The sequence below is a fragment of the Exiguobacterium sp. SL-9 genome (assembly GCF_004336985.1).
GTDB lineage: Bacteria > Bacillota > Bacilli > Exiguobacteriales > Exiguobacteriaceae > Exiguobacterium.
The window spans coordinates 194,334-213,889 of record NZ_SJUO01000002.1 but is presented as its reverse complement, the minus strand read 5'-3'; the positions used below and the strand labels follow the sequence as shown (position 1 = coordinate 213,889).

Here is a 19,556-nt window from a genome sequence, read left to right as displayed (position 1 = left end):
TGAATTAAAATGGCCAGTTCGCAAGTGCGAATTGGTATACTTTCATTCCAAGAAACACGCCGAAGATGCCGATGACGCCCGGTAGAACCGGCGGGGCAGGGAGCGGCAACTTCAAGGCCGTGAAAATCATGCCACAAATGAGACCAGCGAGCAATGACAATAAGATTTCTTGCATGAATGATTCCTCCATAATCGAGATGAAAACGCTTTACTAACAGGTAACCGAACTCATTATACAATGTTCGTTCTCATTTGAGAAGTCTAACATCAGTCATCTGTCATTTTCTCGTTTTCAGCCCGTAAGCGAAGAACTTCTCGTTCGGCCCAGTTCGACGGTTCACGCTCAAACACGCTCGGGATATTGTTCCAACGGCCGCCCGTATATTGATGGATGATAATTTGCGATTGAATCCGTTCTTGTCCGGCCTCTTGTTTCAAATAGACGTAGCTGCCGTCGGCGCGCTGGATTCTAGCCTTCACGTTATCGACGAGTTGAAGCGCGAGCATGTCTTTGATATACGATTTATGTGCCGCGTCAAGGATCGGGAACAAAATTTCGATTCGTTTGCGCATGTTACGCGTCATCCAGTCAGCTGAAGAGCAATACAAGTCTTCTTTTCCGTTTTGATAAAAGTAGAAGATGCGCGAATGCTCCAAGTACCGGTCGATGATGGAGACGACACGGATGTTGTCTGAGATACCTTTAATGCCCGGACGCAGACAACAGATGCCACGGATGATCAAGTCGATTTTGACCCCGGCCTGCGAGGCGTCATACAGTTTCGTAATAATCGGTTTGTCGGTGAGCGAGTTCATCTTGGCGACAATCCGGCCGTTCCCGTATTTCTCGTGCAATTTAATCTCTTCGTCAATCTTTTGAAGGAAGAAATCATGCATGTCGTCCGGTGACGTCTCGAACTTGTGCCACGATGGCCGTTCGCCGTAGCCCGAGAGCCAGTTAAAGAAATTGGTCGCGTCCTCGGCGAGCTCTTCATTTGTCGTCAACAAGCCGATATCCGTGTACAGTTTTGCGGTCGAGTCGTTATAGTTACCGGTACCGAGATGGAGAAACCGTTGCAACACTCCACCTTCTAAAATACGGACGACGAGCGTGATTTTCGAATGGGTCTTCAACTCTTTATAGCCATAAATGACGTGGGCGCCGGCCTTCTCGAGTTGTTTCGCCCATTGGATGTTCTTCTCCTCGTCGAACCGGGCCTTCAATTCGACGAGGACGGTCACTTGTTTCCCACTCTCGGCGGCATCGGTCAACGCCTTGATAATTGGAGAATCGCCTGAGACACGATAGAGCGTCTGCTTGATTGCGAGCACGTTCGGATCTTTGGCGGCTTGAGCGATAAAACGGACGACCGGATCGAACGAATGGAACGGGTGGTGGAGCAAGTAGTCTTGTTTGAGTAATGCTTGGAACAAGTCTTTCCCTGGCTCGAGTCCTTCCGGGACGAACGGGATGAGCGTCTCGTTGATCATGTCGTCATACTCGATGCCGATTTTATTGTAAACTCCGAATAAGAACGTCAAGTCGATCGGACCGTCGACGAGGAAGATGTCACGGTCGTGCAAATCAAGCACGTCCTGGAGCATGAACAATAGCTCCTTACTGAGCGACCGTTGCTGTACCTCAAGGCGAATCGCGACACCATAGCGCCGCTTCTTCAACTCTTTTTCAATTTGTTTAAGCACGTCACGGCTTCCTTCCTCGTGGAAGGGCATATCGGCGTTACGGGTGATTCGGAACGGCATCGTCGATTCGACTTCAAAACCTTTGAACAACGAGTCGATGAACTGGATGATGACGTCCTCGAGCAACATCAAATCCGTATGTTCCTCATCCTCGGTCGGAAGCTCGAGATAACGCGGCAATACGGCCGGTACTTGGACGAGGGCGAGTCGTTTCTTGCCTTCATCGGTCGAGGAGATCTCAACGGCGATATTGAGTGATTTAGACAACAGCATCGGGAATGGACGGTAGGCGTCGACGGCGATTGGTGTCAAGACCGGGAAGACGTGAGTCCGGAAATATAGCTTGACGAAGTCGAGTTGCTCTTTGTTCAAATGTTTTGGCCGTAAAAAGCGTACATTCTCCGAAGCGAGCTGTTTGATGATTTTTTTATACGTCGCGTATTGAACTTCGACGAGTTCTTGCGCTTTAATCGAAATCGCTTTAATCTGCTGTTTTGGTGTCAAACCGGCTTTGTCTTCCGGGCGATTGAACCCGGCGAGTACCTCGTCTTTCAATCCGCCAAAACGGACCATATAAAACTCATCAAGGTTCGAACTAAAGATTCCAAGGAACTTTAACCGTTCCATGAGCGGGTTGCGTTCGTCCATCGCTTCTTGTAGGACACGTTCGTTGAAGCTCAGCCAGCTGAGTTCACGGTTATTGAAGTGTTCGGGTAAATAGACGGTCATAAATCTCTCTCCTCTACACGTAACTCGATGGATTGGTCAATGGCACGTTCAAGATGTTTTTTATGGCGAATGCCACGCTGCAGTTCAAATCGTGGCGACGTGTTCGTATGAAGCGTGAAGACGAGCCCGTCGTCTGTCGCGTCGACGTCGATGTTTTCGACGACTTGTCGTTCGGTCAAGTCGAATGCGTCGACGAGCTTGACGATCGAGCCGAGCAACTCTAAGCTCTTCAGCATTTTTGAATCGAACCATTCGGGGAAGCCCTCAATATGTTGTTCGAGCAGGCGCCGCGATTTATATGATGTCACTAAGGCGAGTGCGAGTCGGTCCTCGTTGTTCATCCCTTTGAAGTCATTCGTCGTGATCAAGTGGAACGTATGGTCACTTTTATTGTTGTGGTCGATATATTCCCCGACATAGGCGAGGCGACAGGCCCCTTCTAACAGGCCGGGTTCGAACGGTTTCGGTTTGATCGTTTTCGTCTCGATTAGACCTGTATAGATTTGGCGGGCCAAATGAATTAAATGTTTGTGCCGGATCGGATCGACGTCATACTGTTTCTCGAAGTGACGGAAACTTTCTTCTTTGACGTCGCCGAAGCGGACACGATTGTTTTCTTTTAAGTAATATTCGTAGAATAAGCCCTCACGCAACCCGTTGTTGCTCATCATGAACTCAGGTACTTTCAAATACTTCGCCAGTTCATCGATGGCGGTCACGGCCGGGGCGATGATATCGATGCGGTCTTTCGACAACCCGTCGAGTCGACCGAGTTGTTTACTCGACATTTGAATGAGTTCATCGACGACATCATGCAGACGGTCGGTTCCAATCGTATATTGATGGATGCCTTCAAGCGGAAACATAGATAATGATTGCTCGATTCGGACGAGGTTTCGAGCGGTTCCACCAACTCCGACAAGTGGGATGCCGTGTGGTACGAGCCAGTCCACATCTTTGAACGATTTCTTTAAAAATGAGATGAGGTGCTTGCGTTCGTCTTTCGTGAGTGCGTCGCCTTCCATAAAATCCTCGGTCAATGTGACCGCTCCGAATGGAAAGCTGTGATAGAAGACGAGTTCACGGTCTTTGAAGTATGTCACTTCCATCGAACCACCACCGATGTCGACCGAATATCCATCTTCGATATACGTCGAATTGATGATAGCCGAATAGCCATAAAACGCTTCTTCATAGTCACTCAACAGGCGAATCTCCATGCCCGTTGCGCGTCGTACTTCTTCTAAAATGGCGTCGGAATTGTTGGCATTACGAATGGCGGCCGTCGCGACGGGCAGCACTTCTTTCACTTCATGATGTTCGTTCAAACGGTTGAAATGATCGAGCGTCTCGATGAGCGCCTCGATGCCGACATCGGACAGTTCGTTGTCTTCGGTAATGTGGCTCGATAACCGGGCCACTTCTTTTACGTTCAGCCGCTCGAAATACTGGCCGTATCCGTTTACTTCAAAGATGACGTTCCGAATCGAGTTCGATCCGATATCGATGACTGCTAGCTTTTTCTCCACGGAAAAACCCCCTCTGCGTTATCTCTAGTGTACAACGAAGATCTTAAAAAGACATATTGATTTCATAAAGATGGCCCTTCGGCTTCCTCCCATCGCCACATACTTGAAGCGTCGACTAATATTCTGTATAATACAGACGCCAAGCAAGTAGAAATGATTACGATTTATCATATGAGAGAAGGGTAGCTTATGACGACATCTGTCGTAAAACTAGATCATGTTTCCTATCATTACGATGGGACCGCCGCGCTACAGGACGTTTCCATCGACATACACCAAGGCGACTTCGTTGCCGTCGTCGGGGAGAACGGTTCCGGTAAATCAACATTGATCCGGACCATCCTCGGCCTATTAGCGCCACAAACCGGTTCGGTCGAGCTGTTCGGCCGCCCTCAAGGCCAGTTTAAAGACAAGTCCCGTATCAGTTACGTTTCCCAAAAAGCCGCGTCGTTTAACTCGGGGTTTCCAGTGACAGTCGAGGAAGTCGTAGCCATGGGGCGCTATGGACGGCTCGGGTTGTTCAAACGGTTGAACGTCGAAGACAAAGCCGCCATTCAGAACGCACTTGAGACGGTCAATATGTGGCAGTTTCGGCATCGGAAGATCGGCAGTCTGTCAGGTGGGCAACAACAGCGCGTCTTTATCGCCCGGGCCATGGTCAATCAGCCAGATTTGCTCATTTTGGATGAACCGACGGTCGGAGTCGACCAAAAACATTTGCGCGACTTCTACGAAGTGCTCCATTTGTTGCGTGAACATACGACGTGCACATTCATTCTCGTGACGCACGACTTGAACGTCGTCACGGACCTCGTCACAAAAGTCGTCCATCTCGACCGTGGGCGGATGGCATGCAATTGCGGGTTGAAAGAGTATAGTGAGCTCGGGGAGTGGACCGCGATTAAGCCATATCCGGTCAAAGTGCTCGTCCACGAAGGTACGTCATGATCACCGATCTCTTCACGTACAGCTTTTTACGTTATGCGTTCATCGCAGCCGTCGTCATCGGATTCACCGCACCGCTCATCGGCTCGTTCGTCGTCGTCAGACGAATGAGTTTGATTGCCGACGCGCTCTCACACATGACGCTTGCCGGAATATCGTTCAGTCTGTTTCTCGGACAATACATCTTATTGTTCAGCGACTTGAACCCGCTTTATCTCGGAACACTCGTATCCGTGCTCGCCGCGCTCGGCCTCAATTGGCTCCGCGGAAAGTATGTGCACTTCCAAGAACTATCGATTCCGATCATGATGTCTGCTGGAATGGGACTCAGTGCCATCTTTATCTCGCTGTCGCGCGGGTTTTCCATCGATTTGTCGACATTGTTGTTCGGTTCCATCTCGGCTGTCAGTCTATCGGATATTTGGTTGATTTTATCGGTGGCCGGGATTACGTTACTCGTCATCATCGTGTTTTATAAACAGCTCTTATTTTTATCGTTCGACGAAGAGCAGGCGAAAGTGTCAGGCCTGCCTAGTACGATGCTCCATGTGTTGTTTATGTTCGTCGTCGCACTCGTCATCGCTGTCAGCATGCGCATCGTCGGTACGCTTCTCGTCTCGAGTCTAATCACGCTACCGGTCGCGGCCGCACTCCGGTTCACGAACAGCTTTAAACAGACGATTGTTTGGTCGATTGTGTTCGGTGAGGTCGCGACGATTGGTGGGCTCGTGCTCGCCTACGAGCTCGATGTTGCCCCGGGTGGTGTCATCGTTTTGCTCGCCGTCATGATTTTAGCGATTGTCATGTTGGCCGAACGGATTGGACTCGCTCGAAAAAAGGAGGTTCGTTATGAAGGAAACTGAACAGTTGACCCGTCTGCAATCGTCGTCGCTTAAAGTGACACCGAAACGAATCGAGATGTTTGCCTTTCTCGCGGCGGAAGAGCGTTACGTCAGTGCCAAGGATGTCCTCGACTATATGCGCTCGAAACATCCGACGATGAGTTTTGACACGGTGTACCGCAACTTGAAGTCGTTCGCTGAAGAAGGTTTGCTTGAAGCGACCGAGTTGAACGGAGAGAAGGCGTTCCGCGTCACGTGCGGCGCTAATCATCACCATCACCATCTCATTTGTCGCGGTTGCGGCAAAACGAAGTTACTCGAGCTCTGTCCGATGCGCTACGTCGAGACGCTCGATCCTGATTTTGAAGTCGTCGATCATAAATTTGAGATTTATGGGTATTGTAAACAATGTAAGTGACAAAGGGATTGTGTCGACAATCCCTTTTTTGTCGAATCAGGAGAGGGGAGTCGAGATGATTTACACAGCAACCGAGATTAAGCAGGCCGATGAGGCGGCGCTCCGGAAAGGGATGCCGGCGGATGTCTTGATGGAACGGGCAGCGTCAGCTGTAGCGGCGCGTCTGATCTTCCCGCCACAATCGTCCGTCCTCGTCGTCTGTGGTGCTGGTAATAACGGAGGAGACGGTTGGGTCATAGCACGGGAATTGGCGCAGAGAGGTTATACGGTCTCCGTTTATGCCCCGTTCGGCAATCCAAAGTCGGACGAGGCGAAACAGCACGCGACGTACGCGCGAGGGTTCGTTACGGTCACTCATGAGCCGCATGATGCCGATCACGTCATCGATGCCTTATTCGGGGTAGGCTTTCATGGGCCAGTCACTGGAACGCCAAGAGAGGTCATCTCATGGATGCGTGAGCAACAAGCGCCTATCGTGGCCGTTGATGTCCCGTCCGGTGTTCCGAGTGACGACGCAATCAACTTTGACGGACACGCGGTTGAGGCGAACATGACGTTTTCGCTCCACGGCCATAAACGGAGCGCTTTTTTAAAACGGACCGCTTCCTATTACGGTACGGTCGAGGTCGTCGATATCGGGCTGCCACACACGTCAACATGGCGCGTGTTGACGGCTTCAGATTTTGATCGCGTCCTGCTCGAGCGGGATTTGTACAGTCATAAAAATACGTATGGACACGGTCGTTTAATTGGTGGGAGTCGCCATTTGATCGGTGCCCCGTTCTTGGCGGCTCGATCGGCGCTTCGGACCGGGCTAGGTTTACTTGATTTGGCCATCCCGCCGGAAGCGAATATCATGGCCTCGAGCTTACCGGAGGCGATGTATTATGGCATGGATGAAGTACCAGACAAGGAATATTCGGCCACAGCGATTGGGCCAGGCCTCGTCGATGATGAACGATTGGACCGACTATGGCAAACCGTCCACCGTCAATCAAAGCCGCTCATCGTCGATGCAGGCGCCTTGACGACGAGCCACCTCGAGGCAAGTGGACCGCTCACGTTGACGCCGCATCCGGGGGAGTTCGCTCGTTTGACGGGGCGATCTGTCGCCGAGATTGAAGCAGATCGGTTCCGTATCGCGTCAGACTTCGCACGCCAACACGGGATTCATCTTATCCTGAAAGGGACGCATACGCTTATTGTGAAACCAGACGGGACGGGAGCGGTCAATACGGTCGAGGCCGCGGCCCTCTCAAAAGGTGGGAGCGGCGATGTGCTGACTGGGATGTTGCTCGCACTTTGGGCAAGGACAGACCGAATCAAAACCGAAACCTGCCCGAACGAACAAGCGGTGCTTTGGCATGCGCTCGCGGCACGTGAGGCGAGCCAACAGATGCATCCCGCGAGCGTGCTTGCGACTGATGTCATCGAAGCAATCGGACGCATTTAAAAAAGAGGAATCCACTCGGGATTCCTCTTTTTTAAATGGTGATTGAATTCGTCGTCGCCAAGTGGCGCACCATATGCTGGGCCTCGTTCCAAGACGAGATTCGCTTGACACCGGTCGGTAGCGGTTTCCGATTATAGGGGGCATCGAACAACAGCACCGGGATCGACGTCTGCTCGTGGATGGAAATCGCATTCTCGTAGCGGTCTTCCATGAACAGATCGAGATCGAGTTGTTTGACGACACCGACCTTGTCATGGCTCCCTGTCATGATGAGGGAGTCGAGTGGGAGCTCATGCTGTCGAATCCACTCCTCGGTAACGGCGCGTACGGCCTCGCTCCGGGCCGTGACGTAATGAATGCGATGGTCCTGACGCATGCTCCATAAGACGGCGTTCACTTCAGAATGCGGAAGTGAGCGACGATAAATCGCTTCCTCGTGCCCTTGTTCGATCATGAAACGCCAAAACGCTTCTTGTGTCATATCTGTATACGTATGCAACTCGTATTCGGTCGCCTGGTGAAAGTCGATCGCGTATCCGAGTGCCTCATTCATATAATGAAAACAACTTTGCGGATCCGTGACGGTTCCGTCGAGGTCAATTCCAATGTGCATCTTCGTCCCTCCTTGCTCATAACCCCTATTGTACCAAAAGCCCGCTCGGTTGCAACCGAGCGGGCGAAGGATTAGTTGGATTGGTTGGCGAGCTCTTGCTCTTCAAGTTCACGAGCCGCCAATTTTTCGGCTACGATAGCGTCGATTTCTTTTTTCAACTCTTCGACCATCGTAGCTTCCGGCACTTTACGGATGATTTTCCCGTGACGGAAGAGTAAGCCTTCGTTACGGGCACCGGCGATGCCGATATCGGCTTCGCGTGCTTCACCCGGTCCGTTGACCGCACAGCCAAGGACAGCGACTTTGATGTTGACGTTAATGTTTTGGATATACTCTTCGACTTCTTTCGCGATCGAAATCAAATCGATTTCGATGCGGCCGCATGTCGGGCACGAGATGAGCGTCGCCGCATTGGCCGCGAGACCGAACGATTTGAGCACTTCTTTGGCGACTTTGATTTCCTCGACCGGGTCGTCAGATAGCGAGACGCGAACGGTCGAACCGATTCCGAGCGAAAGGATTGCCCCGAGACCGGCCGCTGACTTGAGTGACCCTGAGAAGAGCGGGCCTGATTCAGTGATCCCGACGTGGAGCGGGTAGTCGAACGTCTTGGCCGCGAGCGTGTATGCTTCGAGGGCTAAGTTTACGTCAGACGCCTTGAGCGAGATAATCGTATTATAGAAGCCGAGGTCTTCTAAGATTTTAACGTGATGCATGGCACTCTCGACCATTCCTTGGGCTGTCGGATAACCATACTTCTCAAGGAATTGCTTTTCGAGTGAGCCGGCGTTGACACCGATGCGAATCGGGATGCCTTTCGCCTTAGCGGCGTTGACGACCGCTTCGACTTTCTCACGACGACCGATGTTACCCGGGTTGATGCGAATCTTATCGACACCGCTCTCGATGGCTTTAAGCGCTAGTTTATAGTCGAAGTGAATATCGACGACGAGCGGGATGTTGATGCGGCTCTTAATCTCAGCGAGGGCGTCAGCCGCGCGCTCATCCGGACAAGCGACGCGGACGACTTGGCAGCCCGCTTCTTCAAGGCGCAAAATCTCAGCGACAGTCGCTTCAACGTCATGGGTTTTCGTTGTCGTCATCGACTGGATGACGACTTCGTTGGATCCACCGATGATGAGGTTGCCGACACGGATCGGACGGGTTAATGAACGATGCAAAATTTCTGACATATACGTAATCTCCTTCTTTTGGAAAGGTTCCAATCGATTTAAGATGAGTGGTTTCCTTATTATCATAACGAAATGTTTGTAAAAAAGCACCCGGCAAGCGCTTGATCGGTGTGCTCTTACAAAACGCTAACGTTATCTTAACAGATGCTTTATAATTTTCCACCGTCTGAAGACCGATATATTCAGAGAAATGACGTCTGAAAAGGTGGAATGTATAATGTTTGAACGATTGAAACGAATATGGAGTAGGAATCAACAGAAGGAGAGGACGATGAGCCGTCGCTTGCTGTGGACGTTGATGCCGGTCATGCTCGCCCTTTTTTTAACTGTGTTCGGATGGTTCGCTTTGAAAGCGGAGCAGTTGTTGACGAGCGAAGTTGAGAAACGGCTACATCGTGAAGCAACCGTCGTCCGAGAGACGGTCAAGACGACATATGGAGCGTACGTCGCGAATGAAAAAGTGTTGAACCGGGCGTTGAAGTCGATGTATATGCAACAGGCTTCTATTTTATCAGGGGATGGTCTAGAAGCCAGTCAATATTTATTGCGCGACACAGAAATCGAGCAATTGAGCGGTCGACAAGTCGAGGATCGGTTCATGAATCGTATCGACGACATCATATCGAACGATGTGAGTGTGAGCGAACAAAAAGACGTGTTTATCGTAACGGCACCGATTCCCGAGTTGAAAGCCCATTATGCGATTGTCGTCACCAAACAATCGGTGCTCGGCACGATGTGGAATTTGAGAGAACTCGTCCTCGTCGCCATCTCCATCATGCTCGTCATGATGATCGGTTTATTCTCGTTCATGATCCGACGAGAGCTCAAACCGTTGACGGCATTTGTAGTACGGCTTCGCGAGTCAGTCGCCACGCGTTCGTTCTCAGAGGTCGAACTTCACGCAAAATCATTTGAGATGAGAAGTTTGGAACGAGAATACAATACGTTTATCGGGCTATGGAAACGTTCGTTGATGACAATGCTCGAGACGTCGACCGCTTTTGAATCGAGCCTTCCTGTATTTATGCGACAACTGGAAGCAAATCAACAGCAAGTGACTGGATTCAAACAAGTTGCCGCAACGGTCGCGTCGACGAGTCAGTCATATCAGTCATTCACGAACGAATCGACGCATCGCTTTACAGATTTGGCAGAACACGTCCGTTCGCTCGAACAAGAGATTAGTTCGGTTGATCAGCGGGCCGAGGCGTTGAAACAGACGATCAGGACAGAGATTGAATCATTCTCGACCGTCAAAGGTGCAAGCGAGCGATTCGCAAGAAAAGCGAGTGCGGTTCAAAACCGGTTATTAGAAAGTGAAGCAACGTCTGAACAGGCGGATGACGCACTTCAGAAGATTTTGTCCGTTGCGGCGGCGACGAAGATGTTGGCACTCAATGCCTCGATTGAAGCGGCGCGAGCTGGGGAACATGGGAAAGGATTTGCCGTCGTCGCCCATGAGGTCGGACAGTTGGCGAAAATCACGAATGAGTCGACACTATCAGCCGTAGCTGCGATTGAAGCCATTCGCTTGGAGCGTGCCGAGATATTTAATGAGATGAAGCACTTCGAAGAGGATATCGTTTATTTGGGTGAGACGTTGCACCGTGTTGAAGGCGGGATTGAAACAATCGATTATGAAGTGAGAAGGCAAATGACGCAGTTCCAATCCATCACCGAGCAAACGACCGCCACGGGACATCAATTACTACATATGGCGGAAGCAAATGAGCAATTAAAAGAAGTCGGTGTGGCACTCGAACGTAAATTAGACGAATTATATGAGGGCGTCGAGGGTTGGTCGGACGTGCAACAGACGTTACAAGGCGCAGGGGTCGACTTAGGCAACCAAAGTCAACGGCTTCAAACCGTATTATCTGATTTGGCCCCGACCCTATAAGAAAAAGCCGGTTCAACGCATGCGCGCGTGATCCGGCTTTTTTGATGACTTCAATTTGATGGGGATGTGACGCAACGGAACAATCAAGTAAACGAATGACAAGAGAACACCGAGCCAAGTCAATGGAGGAGCAGCATGGTACAAGATGACGAGGAAGAGGACTGGGATCATCGTCATCGCGACCGCATACGGCCAAGCCTGTCGATACGGCCATTTGTTCTTCGTGCGCCATTTTGTGAAGAGTTGGACGAGAAGGGCACTGAGCGCGACGAACACCATATAGAAGAAGAAGATGGCGAAGCCATGTAAAAACATCCACATCGGCCAAAAGAAATCGGGCTGTAATACGATGTAATCGAGCAACGTGACCACAACCGTCAAGACGAGACTTGCCAACATATAGGCGTGGAGCGGGGCAAGGCGAAGGCGTAACGCTTGCTTGGTCGGGTACAGGGTGTGGCGTAGAAACTGTGACGTCGTTTGGAACATAAAATCAAACCCCTATCTGTTATAGTACAAAAATCGAAAAACACACATAATTCATACAGTGGTTTAATAAAACCTTAACATTAAACCTGTTTACATCGAATGGGGGATGCGGGCATAATGAGTAGGGCAATAAAAAACCAAGCAAACACAACTAATTCACAATCAAAAGGAGTACAAAAATCGTGGAATACAATTTGCAAGAAATGTTATTCATGTTTTTTGGAGGATTAGGGATCTTCCTCTTCGGTATCAAGTCGATGGGAGACGGCCTTCAAAAGTCAGCAGGTAACCGCCTGCGCGACATCCTTGATAAGTATACATCGAATCCGTTCCTCGGAGTACTAGCCGGGATCATTGTAACGGTCTTGATTCAATCATCCTCAGGTACAACGGTCATCACGGTCGGTCTCGTCAGCGCCGGCTTCATGACGCTCCGTCAAGCAATCGGGGTCATCATGGGGGCGAACATCGGGACGACAGTAACCGCGTTTATCATTGGTTTCGATGTCGGCGCCTACGCGTTGCCGATTATCGCTATCGGTGCGGTTCTCCTTTTCTTCTTCAAAAAAGAGAAGTTGCAACATTTAGGTCAAATCTTCTTCGGTTTCGGGATGCTGTTCTACGGTCTTGAACTCATGGGAAGTGGTATGAAGCCGCTTCGCTCGAGCGAATACTTCATCGATTTGACGCAATCGATGAGTGACAACCCGTTCCTAGGTGTTATCGTCGGTACGGTGTTCACGGTCATCGTCCAATCGTCTTCTGCGACGATCGGGATTTTGCAAGAATTATATGCAGGTGGATCAATCCAACTCGACGCGGCACTCCCGGTCTTGTTCGGGGATAATATCGGTACGACGATCACGGCGATCCTTGCTTCGATTGGTGCCTCGGTCGCGGCCCGTCGTGCGGCAGCAGCCCACGTCATCTTTAACTTGATTGGGACAGCGATTTTCTTGATCTTGTTGATTCCGTTCACGCAATACATTTACTGGATCACAAATCTCTTAGCAATCGAAGACAAGATGCAGATCGCCTTCGCCCACGGGACGTTTAACGTCGTCAACACGTTCATCCAGTTCTGGTTCATCGGAACGATCGCATGGATCGTGACGAAGTTCGTACCAGGTGAAGATTCAATTGTCGACACGAAAGCACAACACTTGGATCCGATCTTTATTCAACAGTCACCATCGATTGCCGTCGAGCAAGCGAAGTTTGAAGTGATCCGTATGGGTGATTTCGCAAAACTTGGACTTGATGAGGCGCGTAATTACATGACGACGGGCGATAAGAAACATGCCGAGAAGTCGGCGCACATTGAAGACGCGCTCAACTCATTGAATGCTAAAATTACAGACTATCTCGTGAAACTTGCCGCTGTCGATTTGACAGAACAAGAATCACAAGAACACAAGACACTCATGCATGCCATCAACGATATCGAACGAATCGGTGATCACGTTGAAAATATCATCGAGTTGATTGACTATAAGACAGCAACGCGCATCACACTCTCGGCCGGAGCGCAAAAAGAGTTGACAGAGATGTACGATTTGACACGTGCCACGCTCGAGAAATCGCTTCAGACGCTCGCGAGCGGAGATATGGTCGAAGCACGTCAAGTCATCGAGATGGAAGCGAAACTCGATATGCTTGAACGTCAATTCCGTAAAAACCACGTCGTCCGCTTGAATACAGGCGAGTGTGACGGTCAAGCGGGGATGTTCTTCGTCGATATGCTTTCAAACTTGGAGCGGATCGGTGACCACGCTATGAACATCACAGAAATCACGCTTGAAGATGCAAACGAAGGAATCGTGTAATCGAACGGTCCCTCTGGTTCACACGAGCCAGAGGGACTTTTTGGTTAGATGTGACTTTTGATTGACAGTGACGCCTGCATTCAGTATATTATTACTGTATAACAACGTGGCGGTGTAGCTCAGCTGGCTAGAGCGTACGGTTCATACCCGTGAGGTCGTGGGTTCGACTCCCTCCGCCGCTACCAATTAGGACCCTTAGCTCAGCTGGTTAGAGCAGACGGCTCATAACCGTCCGGTCGTAGGTTCAAGTCCTACAGGGTCCATTTGTGAACAGCTTTCAGATGAAAGCTGTTTTTTTGTTTTCATTTTTAGTTTTCAAATCCGAAGTCATGGGTAAATATCCGTTAGCATTTTGTTTTTTGAAAAATATGAAATGAGGCGAAGCGAGATGGAACGAAATCATACGATGATGCAATTTTTTGAATGGCATGTCCCGGCTGACCAAAAGCATTGGAAGCGATTGAAAGAACGTGCTTCTGAATTGAAAGAAGCAGGAATCACCGCACTTTGGTTGCCACCGGTCACAAAAGGTCAAAGTGATGAGGATACGGGATATGGTGTCTATGATTTGTATGATTTAGGCGAGTTTGACCAAAAAGGAACGGTCGCCACCAAATATGGAACGAAGCAAGAATTGCTCGAAGCGACGAAACACGCCCAAGAGCTTGGGATGCAAGTCTATATGGATGTCGTTTTAAACCATAAAGCAGGCGCCGATGCGACCGAGAAGTTCGACGTGTTAGAAGTCGACCCGGAAGACCGGACGAACGTATTGTCGGAAGAACCGTTTGAAATCAAAGGCTGGACGAAGTTTGATTATAAAGAACGAAATGATAAATATTCATCGTTCAAATGGAACTTCCATCATTTCAACGGGACGGATTATGACGCCGCGAACGACAAGAGCGGCATCTTCTTCATCTTAGGTGAGAATAAAAAGTGGAACGATAACGTCGACGATGAGTTTGGCGTCTATGACTATTTAATGTTCGCCAATATCGACTATCATCACCCGGAAGTGCGAGAAGAAGTGCTCAGCTGGGGCAAATGGTTCATCGAGGAGACGAAGTGTGACGGCTTCCGTCTCGATGCGATCAAACACATCAACTATGATTTCGTCAAAGAATTCAGTCAGACAATGAAAGCCGAAAAAGGCGAGAACTTCTACTTGGTCGGTGAGTTTTGGAAGTCTGAACTCGAATCATGTCGCGAGTTTTTAGACAACATTGACTACCACGTCGATTTGTTCGACGTACCGCTCCACTACAACTTGCAACGGGCTTCGATTGAAGGGGCGTCGTTCGATTTGCGGACAATTTTCGATGACACACTCGTCCAGTCCCACCCGCTTCACTCAGTCACGTTTGTTGATAACCATGACTCACAACCTGCCGAGGCGCTTGAGTCATGGGTCGAAGATTGGTTCAAACAGAGTGCTTACGGCTTAATCTTGCTCCGCCAAGACGGTTATCCATGTGTCTTCTATGGGGATTACTACGGCATCAACGGTCCACACCCGGCCGAAGGGAAAAAGCCGGCCATCGACCCGCTTCTTTACGCCCGACGTGAAAAAGCGTACGGTCAACAAGACGACTACTTCGATAACGAGCACGTCATCGGCTGGGTCCGACACGGCAGCGAGGAGATCGAGCGTTCAGGTTGTGCCGTCATTATCTCGAATAACGACGAAGCGGAGAAACAGATGTTCGTCGGTGAACATCGAGCCGGTGAGAAATGGGTCGATTTGACGCAGACCGTCGATGAGGTCGTCGAGATTGATAAAGACGGAAAAGGGGTATTTAAAGTGGCGGCAGGGTCGATTTCGGTATGGGCGTTGCCAGAACAAGACGTCGAGTGAAGCATTACAATTGAGTCAGCCGTCACAAATCTGTTACATTTAGAACGAACGTTGTTCAAACCAATTTTAAGGGGGATTTTAGTTATGGCTAAATTTGAATTACCACAACTTGATTACGCATACGATGCACTTGAACCACACATTGACGCACGCACGATGGAAATCCACCACACGAAACACCACAACACTTACGTCACGAACGTGAACAATGCACTCGAAGGAAAAGACGTGAACTACTCTTCACTCGAAGAGTTGCTTCAAAATCTCGATTCACTTCCTGCTGACATTCAAACAGCGGTCCGCAACAACGGTGGCGGTCATTGGAACCACTCATTCTTCTGGAAATTGTTGAAGAAAAATGAGAACGGCGCACCGACAGGCGAACTCGCTTCTGCCATCGACGAAGCGTTCGGCAGCTTCGATGCCTTCAAAGACGAGTTCACGAAAGCGGCAACGACTCGCTTCGGCTCTGGTTGGGCTTGGCTCGTCGTGAAAAATGGTAAGCTCGAAGTCACATCGACACCAAACCAAGATTCACCGATCATGGAAGGCGTTCAGCCAATCCTTGGTCTTGACGTTTGGGAGCATGCGTACTACTTGAACTACCAAAACCGTCGTCCGGATTATATCCAAGCGTTCTTCCATGTCATCGACTGGGATTACGTCGCGAAGCTCTACGCCGACGCAAAATAATGACACTGTCCCGGGATTCTCATGAATCTCGGGATTTTTTCTACATTTCATTAATTTGTAAACAAATTATGATATAGTGAAAATCGAGTCTAAAAATAGAAAGATCATCGACATATATGTCACCTATACTTATAGAAGAAACGAATCAGGAAGGAGACAACTGAATTGGCCAGACACCGTGTGAAAGTGCCGAAGAAACGGCGCAACCACTTGCCTTTACGATTGAACTTACTGTTCTTTATCGTCTTCATTTTATTTGCGACGCTCATTTTTCGTTTAGGTGTCGTTCAAATCGTCAACGGAGAGTTGATTGCCCGGGAAGTGCAGAAGACGGAATCGAGTAAAATAAAATATGAGGTGCCGCGCGGCAAGATTTACGACCGGAACGGCCAAGTGCTCGCCGACACGATTTCAAACTACTCGGTCATGTATCGTCGCTCTCAAGTGACGAAGACGGAAGAGCGACTCGATGTCGCCATCAAACTCGCTGACATCGTCGACGTTCCAGAGAAGGATCGAAAAGTGACGGAACGTGACCGTAAGGATTATTGGATTGCCATCGATCCTGAACGCTCACAAGAACGCGTCCAGAAACTGTTGGCCGATCTCCCGGAAGAAGAACGGGCCGCTCTATCCAACCAAGACGTCGATCAATTGTTGCTTGATTCGATTACGGAAGCAGAGATCACGTTCGATGATGCGACCGAAGAAATCATCGCGATCAAGCATAATATGGAGTCGGGCTACGCGCTCGATCCGCAAGTCATAAAAATCGGAGCATCTCCGAAAGAGATGGCATTGATCGAAGAAAATTTGGAATTGCTCCCTGGCGTCAGCGTCGAACCTTATTACCAGCGGGACTACCCGTTCGGAGAGACGTTCCAGAGCTTCCTTGGAAGTTATCGTCAAATCCCGGCCGAACAACGTGCCTCGTATCAAGCAAAAGGGTACGGCTTGAACGACAGGGTCGGCACGTCTTATCTCGAACAACAATATGAAGAAATCCTTCGCGGTACCCCGGCTTATGACGTGTTCACGACATATAAAGGAGAGCCGGTCGGAGAACCGACTCGAGTCAGCGGTAATCCAGGGAAAGATATCATTTTGTCGACGGACATCGAATTCCAAAAAGAAGTGGATGAGATTTTGAAGAAGGCGATTCGTGCCGGTCGTTCGGGCAGCCCGCACTTCGACCGTGCCTTCGTCGTCGTCATGAATCCGAAGACGGGAGAACTGCTCGCCCTCTCGGGACAAGAACTCGATTTGAAGACAAACGAATTTAAGGATGTATCAACCGGTACGGTGCTTCGTGCGAGCCAAATCGGTTCGACAATCAAAGGGGCGACGGTGGCGTTTGGCCTGGAAGAGGAAGTCATCCAACCAGGTGAATATATTTACGACACGCCGATCCGTATCGGATCGTCGCTCAAATCGTCGTACCGGAATATGGGGAATATCAACGACCTTGATGCGCTTGCCTTGTCCTCGAACATTTACATGTTCCAAATCGCCCTTCGGCTCGCTGATTATTATTCGACCGGGCAAATCGTCGGGGATAACGTGACCGAGGCGTTCAATACGATGGAGCATTATTACAAACAGTTCGGACTCGGCATCGAGACGGGGATTGATCTTCCATACGAGTCGATTGGTTTCCGCAGTGTCCCGGACCGTGTCACACTCCTCATGGACATGTCGATCGGCCAGTATATTTCGTATACGCCGATTCAACTCGCTCAGTACACATCAACACTTGCGAATGGTGGTTATCGGATTCAACCACATTTATTAAAAGAAATAATCGAACCGGGATCACTCGATCAAGCGAACAAACAAGTCGTCAGCACGTTCCAGCCGAATGCACTGAACAAAGTCGACATCCGCGATGAATATATTCAACGCGCTCGTCAAGGGTTCCGTCAAGGGGTCGAGGACGGGACGTCGCGCATCTTGCAACAGACGGGAATGACGGCGGCGGGTAAGACAGGGACGGCCCAAGCCATCGCGGAAGGACCGGACGGCCAGGCAAAACGCAATGCGAACGGGGAACCGATTAAGACACTCAACTCGAACCACGTCGGCTGGGCGCCGTATGATGACCCGGAGATCGCTTGGGCCATCATCATGCCAGGCCTCGAGGCAGAAGGCGTCAATACCCGTGTCGCCCACGATATCATGAAAGTGTATTTTGATTTAGAAGATGTAGAAGCACAGCTCCAGTAAAGAAGTCACTTCGGTGACTTCTTTTTTTCGTCTTTACAATTCTTTTACGTTCCGTTTATTTCTCGTTAATAGTAGTTTATTAGGATGTTAATTGTAGGACAGAACAAGCAAGCTACAACACAAATCAAAGCAAACTCAAGGAGGACGTCAGAAATGTCTTGGATGAAAAAATCAGCTTTAGTCGCTTCAATCACTTCGGTGGCCATCATCGGTGCCGCGTGTGGAAACAATGAAGAAGGAAACGGCGCAGCCGAAGGGGACGCACTTTCAGGTAAAGTCGTCATGGACGGTTCGTCTACCGTATTCCCAATCATGGAAGCCGTGGCTGAAGAGTATTCAGCTGAACAGCCAGACGTTGAAGTCACAGTCGGTGTTTCAGGAACGGGCGGCGGATTCAAACGCTTCGTAACTGGTGAAACAGACTTCTCGAACGCATCGCGTGAAATTAAAGAAGAAGAAGCGGCTGAGGCCGAGAAGAACGGCGTTGAGTACACACAACTTGCAGTAGCACTTGATGGCCTCTCACTCGTCGTCAACCCAGAGAACGACTGGGCACAAGACATCACGATCGATGAGCTCAACAAAATGTGGACGGATTCAAACGTGAAAACGTGGAAAGATGTACGTTCAGACTGGCCGGATGAAGAGATTTCATTCTTCTCACCTGGTAAAGACTCAGGAACGTATGACTTCTTCAACGAAGCGGTCCTTGACGACACAGACATTCGTGAAGATGCACAGTTATCAGAAGACGACAACGTCCTCGTAACAGGAGTTGCCGGCACGAAAGGTGCAATCGGATTCTTCGGTTTCGCGTACTATATTGAAAACAAAGATACGCTCCGCGCCTTGAACGTCGAAGGCATCGAGCCAACGACAGATACAATCAACGACCTTTCATACCCGCTCTCACGTGAGATTTACACATACGTGAACAACGCGTCGTTGAAAGATAAGCCGCAAGTCGCTGACTACACACGCTTCTTGAATGAAAATGCAGCAGCCCTTTCAGAAGAAGTCGGTTATGTCGGAATGGAACAAGCACGATACGATGAGAACGCTGACGTGATCGACGAGATCGCTGGCGAGTAAATAGCGCAGGAGGCAGAAGGTGAGAGTCGCTCTCGCCTTCTCGCCG

Annotated in this window: 16 protein-coding genes and 2 tRNA genes; 12 read left to right on the top strand and 6 right to left on the bottom strand. The window is 49.8% G+C overall.

The features are described 5' to 3' along the window. Nucleotides 1-4: 4 nt before the first annotated feature. The 3 genes from EVJ34_RS05615 to EVJ34_RS05605 all read right to left on the bottom strand — a co-directional run bounded on the left by EVJ34_RS05615 (nt 5) and on the right by EVJ34_RS05605 (nt 3,962). Complete coding sequence (locus EVJ34_RS05615) at nt 5-175, bottom strand: DUF1427 family protein (RefSeq protein ID WP_021065708.1); 171 nt, start codon at nt 173-175, stop codon at nt 5-7. A gap of 92 nt (nt 176-267) precedes the next feature. Further along, nucleotides 268-2,433, bottom strand: a complete 2,166-nt coding sequence (locus tag EVJ34_RS05610; RefSeq protein WP_131436687.1) for an RNA degradosome polyphosphate kinase — start codon at nt 2,431-2,433, stop codon at nt 268-270. Then, nucleotides 2,430-3,962 carry a Ppx/GppA family phosphatase gene (locus tag EVJ34_RS05605; RefSeq protein WP_131484928.1) on the bottom strand — a complete coding sequence of 511 codons (1,533 nt, stop codon included), beginning with the start codon at nt 3,960-3,962 and terminating at the stop codon, nt 2,430-2,432. Before EVJ34_RS05605 ends, EVJ34_RS05610 begins: the two co-directional genes overlap by 4 nt. A 189-nt stretch (nt 3,963-4,151) precedes the next feature. Between EVJ34_RS05605 and EVJ34_RS05600 the strand changes: the two genes are divergently transcribed. The 4 genes from EVJ34_RS05600 to EVJ34_RS05585 are packed head-to-tail and all read left to right on the top strand — an operon-like array spanning nt 4,152 to nt 7,620. Next, a complete protein-coding gene (locus EVJ34_RS05600) occupies nt 4,152-4,910 on the top strand; it encodes a metal ABC transporter ATP-binding protein (protein WP_131436683.1) in 759 nt (252 codons plus the stop codon). Then, nucleotides 4,907-5,770, top strand: a complete 864-nt coding sequence (locus EVJ34_RS05595; protein ID WP_131484927.1) for a metal ABC transporter permease — start codon at nt 4,907-4,909, stop codon at nt 5,768-5,770. The genes EVJ34_RS05600 and EVJ34_RS05595 overlap by 4 nt, the downstream gene beginning before the upstream one ends. Then, on the top strand, nt 5,757-6,167 hold the full coding sequence (locus EVJ34_RS05590) for a Fur family transcriptional regulator (RefSeq protein WP_131436679.1): 411 nt from the start codon (nt 5,757-5,759) through the stop codon (nt 6,165-6,167). Before EVJ34_RS05595 ends, EVJ34_RS05590 begins: the two co-directional genes overlap by 14 nt. Nucleotides 6,168-6,222: 55 nt before the next feature. Then, on the top strand, nt 6,223-7,620 hold the full coding sequence (locus EVJ34_RS05585; protein WP_131484926.1) for an NAD(P)H-hydrate dehydratase: 1,398 nt from the start codon (nt 6,223-6,225) through the stop codon (nt 7,618-7,620). 31 nt (nt 7,621-7,651) lie between these two features. Here the strand turns inward: EVJ34_RS05585 and EVJ34_RS05580 are convergent, their stop codons facing one another. Both EVJ34_RS05580 and ispG read right to left on the bottom strand, forming a co-directional pair. After that, nucleotides 7,652-8,233 (bottom strand): 5' nucleotidase, NT5C type, encoded by a 582-nt coding sequence (locus tag EVJ34_RS05580; protein WP_131436675.1) that lies wholly within the window; start codon nt 8,231-8,233, stop codon nt 7,652-7,654. Between the two features lie 71 nt (nt 8,234-8,304). After that, a complete protein-coding gene (gene ispG / locus EVJ34_RS05575) occupies nt 8,305-9,426 on the bottom strand; it encodes a flavodoxin-dependent (E)-4-hydroxy-3-methylbut-2-enyl-diphosphate synthase (RefSeq protein WP_021065716.1) in 1,122 nt (373 codons plus the stop codon). Nucleotides 9,427-9,697: 271 nt separating this feature from the next. Between ispG and EVJ34_RS05570 the strand changes: the two genes are divergently transcribed. After that, the gene (locus tag EVJ34_RS05570) at nt 9,698-11,329 is read left to right on the top strand and encodes a methyl-accepting chemotaxis protein (RefSeq protein ID WP_236634593.1); all 1,632 of its coding nucleotides are present in this window, start codon (nt 9,698-9,700) and stop codon (nt 11,327-11,329) included. A gap of 12 nt (nt 11,330-11,341) precedes the next feature. Here EVJ34_RS05570 and EVJ34_RS05565 read toward each other — a convergent pair whose 3' ends face one another. Next, nucleotides 11,342-11,818 (bottom strand): hypothetical protein, encoded by a 477-nt coding sequence (locus tag EVJ34_RS05565; protein WP_236634592.1) that lies wholly within the window; start codon nt 11,816-11,818, stop codon nt 11,342-11,344. A 182-nt stretch (nt 11,819-12,000) separates the two neighbouring features. Between EVJ34_RS05565 and EVJ34_RS05560 the strand changes: the two genes are divergently transcribed. From EVJ34_RS05560 to EVJ34_RS05530, 7 genes are all read left to right on the top strand, one after another. Further along, nucleotides 12,001-13,644, top strand: a complete 1,644-nt coding sequence (locus tag EVJ34_RS05560; protein ID WP_131484925.1) for a Na/Pi cotransporter family protein — start codon at nt 12,001-12,003, stop codon at nt 13,642-13,644. A 108-nt stretch (nt 13,645-13,752) separates the two neighbouring features. Next, nucleotides 13,753-13,829, top strand: a tRNA-Met gene (locus EVJ34_RS05555). Nucleotides 13,830-13,833: 4 nt separating this feature from the next. Then, nucleotides 13,834-13,907, top strand: a tRNA-Ile gene (locus EVJ34_RS05550). A gap of 125 nt (nt 13,908-14,032) precedes the next feature. Next, nucleotides 14,033-15,502 (top strand): alpha-amylase, encoded by a 1,470-nt coding sequence (locus EVJ34_RS05545; protein WP_131484924.1) that lies wholly within the window; start codon nt 14,033-14,035, stop codon nt 15,500-15,502. 84 nt (nt 15,503-15,586) lie between these two features. Continuing rightward, nucleotides 15,587-16,195 (top strand): superoxide dismutase, encoded by a 609-nt coding sequence (locus EVJ34_RS05540; protein ID WP_128122266.1) that lies wholly within the window; start codon nt 15,587-15,589, stop codon nt 16,193-16,195. Nucleotides 16,196-16,360: 165 nt separating this feature from the next. Then, complete coding sequence (locus EVJ34_RS05535) at nt 16,361-18,418, top strand: peptidoglycan D,D-transpeptidase FtsI family protein (RefSeq protein WP_201739921.1); 2,058 nt, start codon at nt 16,361-16,363, stop codon at nt 18,416-18,418. Nucleotides 18,419-18,571: 153 nt separating this feature from the next. Beyond that, a complete protein-coding gene (locus EVJ34_RS05530) occupies nt 18,572-19,510 on the top strand; it encodes a PstS family phosphate ABC transporter substrate-binding protein (RefSeq protein WP_131436667.1) in 939 nt (312 codons plus the stop codon). Nucleotides 19,511-19,556: the final 46 nt, after the last annotated feature.

Coding starts and splice junctions, on each gene's coding strand:
- EVJ34_RS05615 (WP_021065708.1), bottom strand. CDS start 175: ATGCAAGAAATCTTATTGTCATTGCTCGCTGGTCTCATTTGTGGCATG.
- EVJ34_RS05610 (WP_131436687.1), bottom strand. CDS start 2,433: ATGACCGTCTATTTACCCGAACACTTCAATAACCGTGAACTCAGCTGG.
- EVJ34_RS05600 (WP_131436683.1), top strand. CDS start 4,152: ATGACGACATCTGTCGTAAAACTAGATCATGTTTCCTATCATTACGAT.
- EVJ34_RS05595 (WP_131484927.1), top strand. CDS start 4,907: ATGATCACCGATCTCTTCACGTACAGCTTTTTACGTTATGCGTTCATC.
- EVJ34_RS05590 (WP_131436679.1), top strand. CDS start 5,757: ATGAAGGAAACTGAACAGTTGACCCGTCTGCAATCGTCGTCGCTTAAA.
- EVJ34_RS05585 (WP_131484926.1), top strand. CDS start 6,223: ATGATTTACACAGCAACCGAGATTAAGCAGGCCGATGAGGCGGCGCTC.
- EVJ34_RS05580 (WP_131436675.1), bottom strand. CDS start 8,233: ATGCACATTGGAATTGACCTCGACGGAACCGTCACGGATCCGCAAAGT.
- ispG (WP_021065716.1), bottom strand. CDS start 9,426: ATGTCAGAAATTTTGCATCGTTCATTAACCCGTCCGATCCGTGTCGGC.
- EVJ34_RS05570 (WP_236634593.1), top strand. CDS start 9,698: ATGAGCCGTCGCTTGCTGTGGACGTTGATGCCGGTCATGCTCGCCCTT.
- EVJ34_RS05565 (WP_236634592.1), bottom strand. CDS start 11,818: ATGTTCCAAACGACGTCACAGTTTCTACGCCACACCCTGTACCCGACC.
- EVJ34_RS05545 (WP_131484924.1), top strand. CDS start 14,033: ATGGAACGAAATCATACGATGATGCAATTTTTTGAATGGCATGTCCCG.
- EVJ34_RS05540 (WP_128122266.1), top strand. CDS start 15,587: ATGGCTAAATTTGAATTACCACAACTTGATTACGCATACGATGCACTT.
- EVJ34_RS05530 (WP_131436667.1), top strand. CDS start 18,572: ATGTCTTGGATGAAAAAATCAGCTTTAGTCGCTTCAATCACTTCGGTG.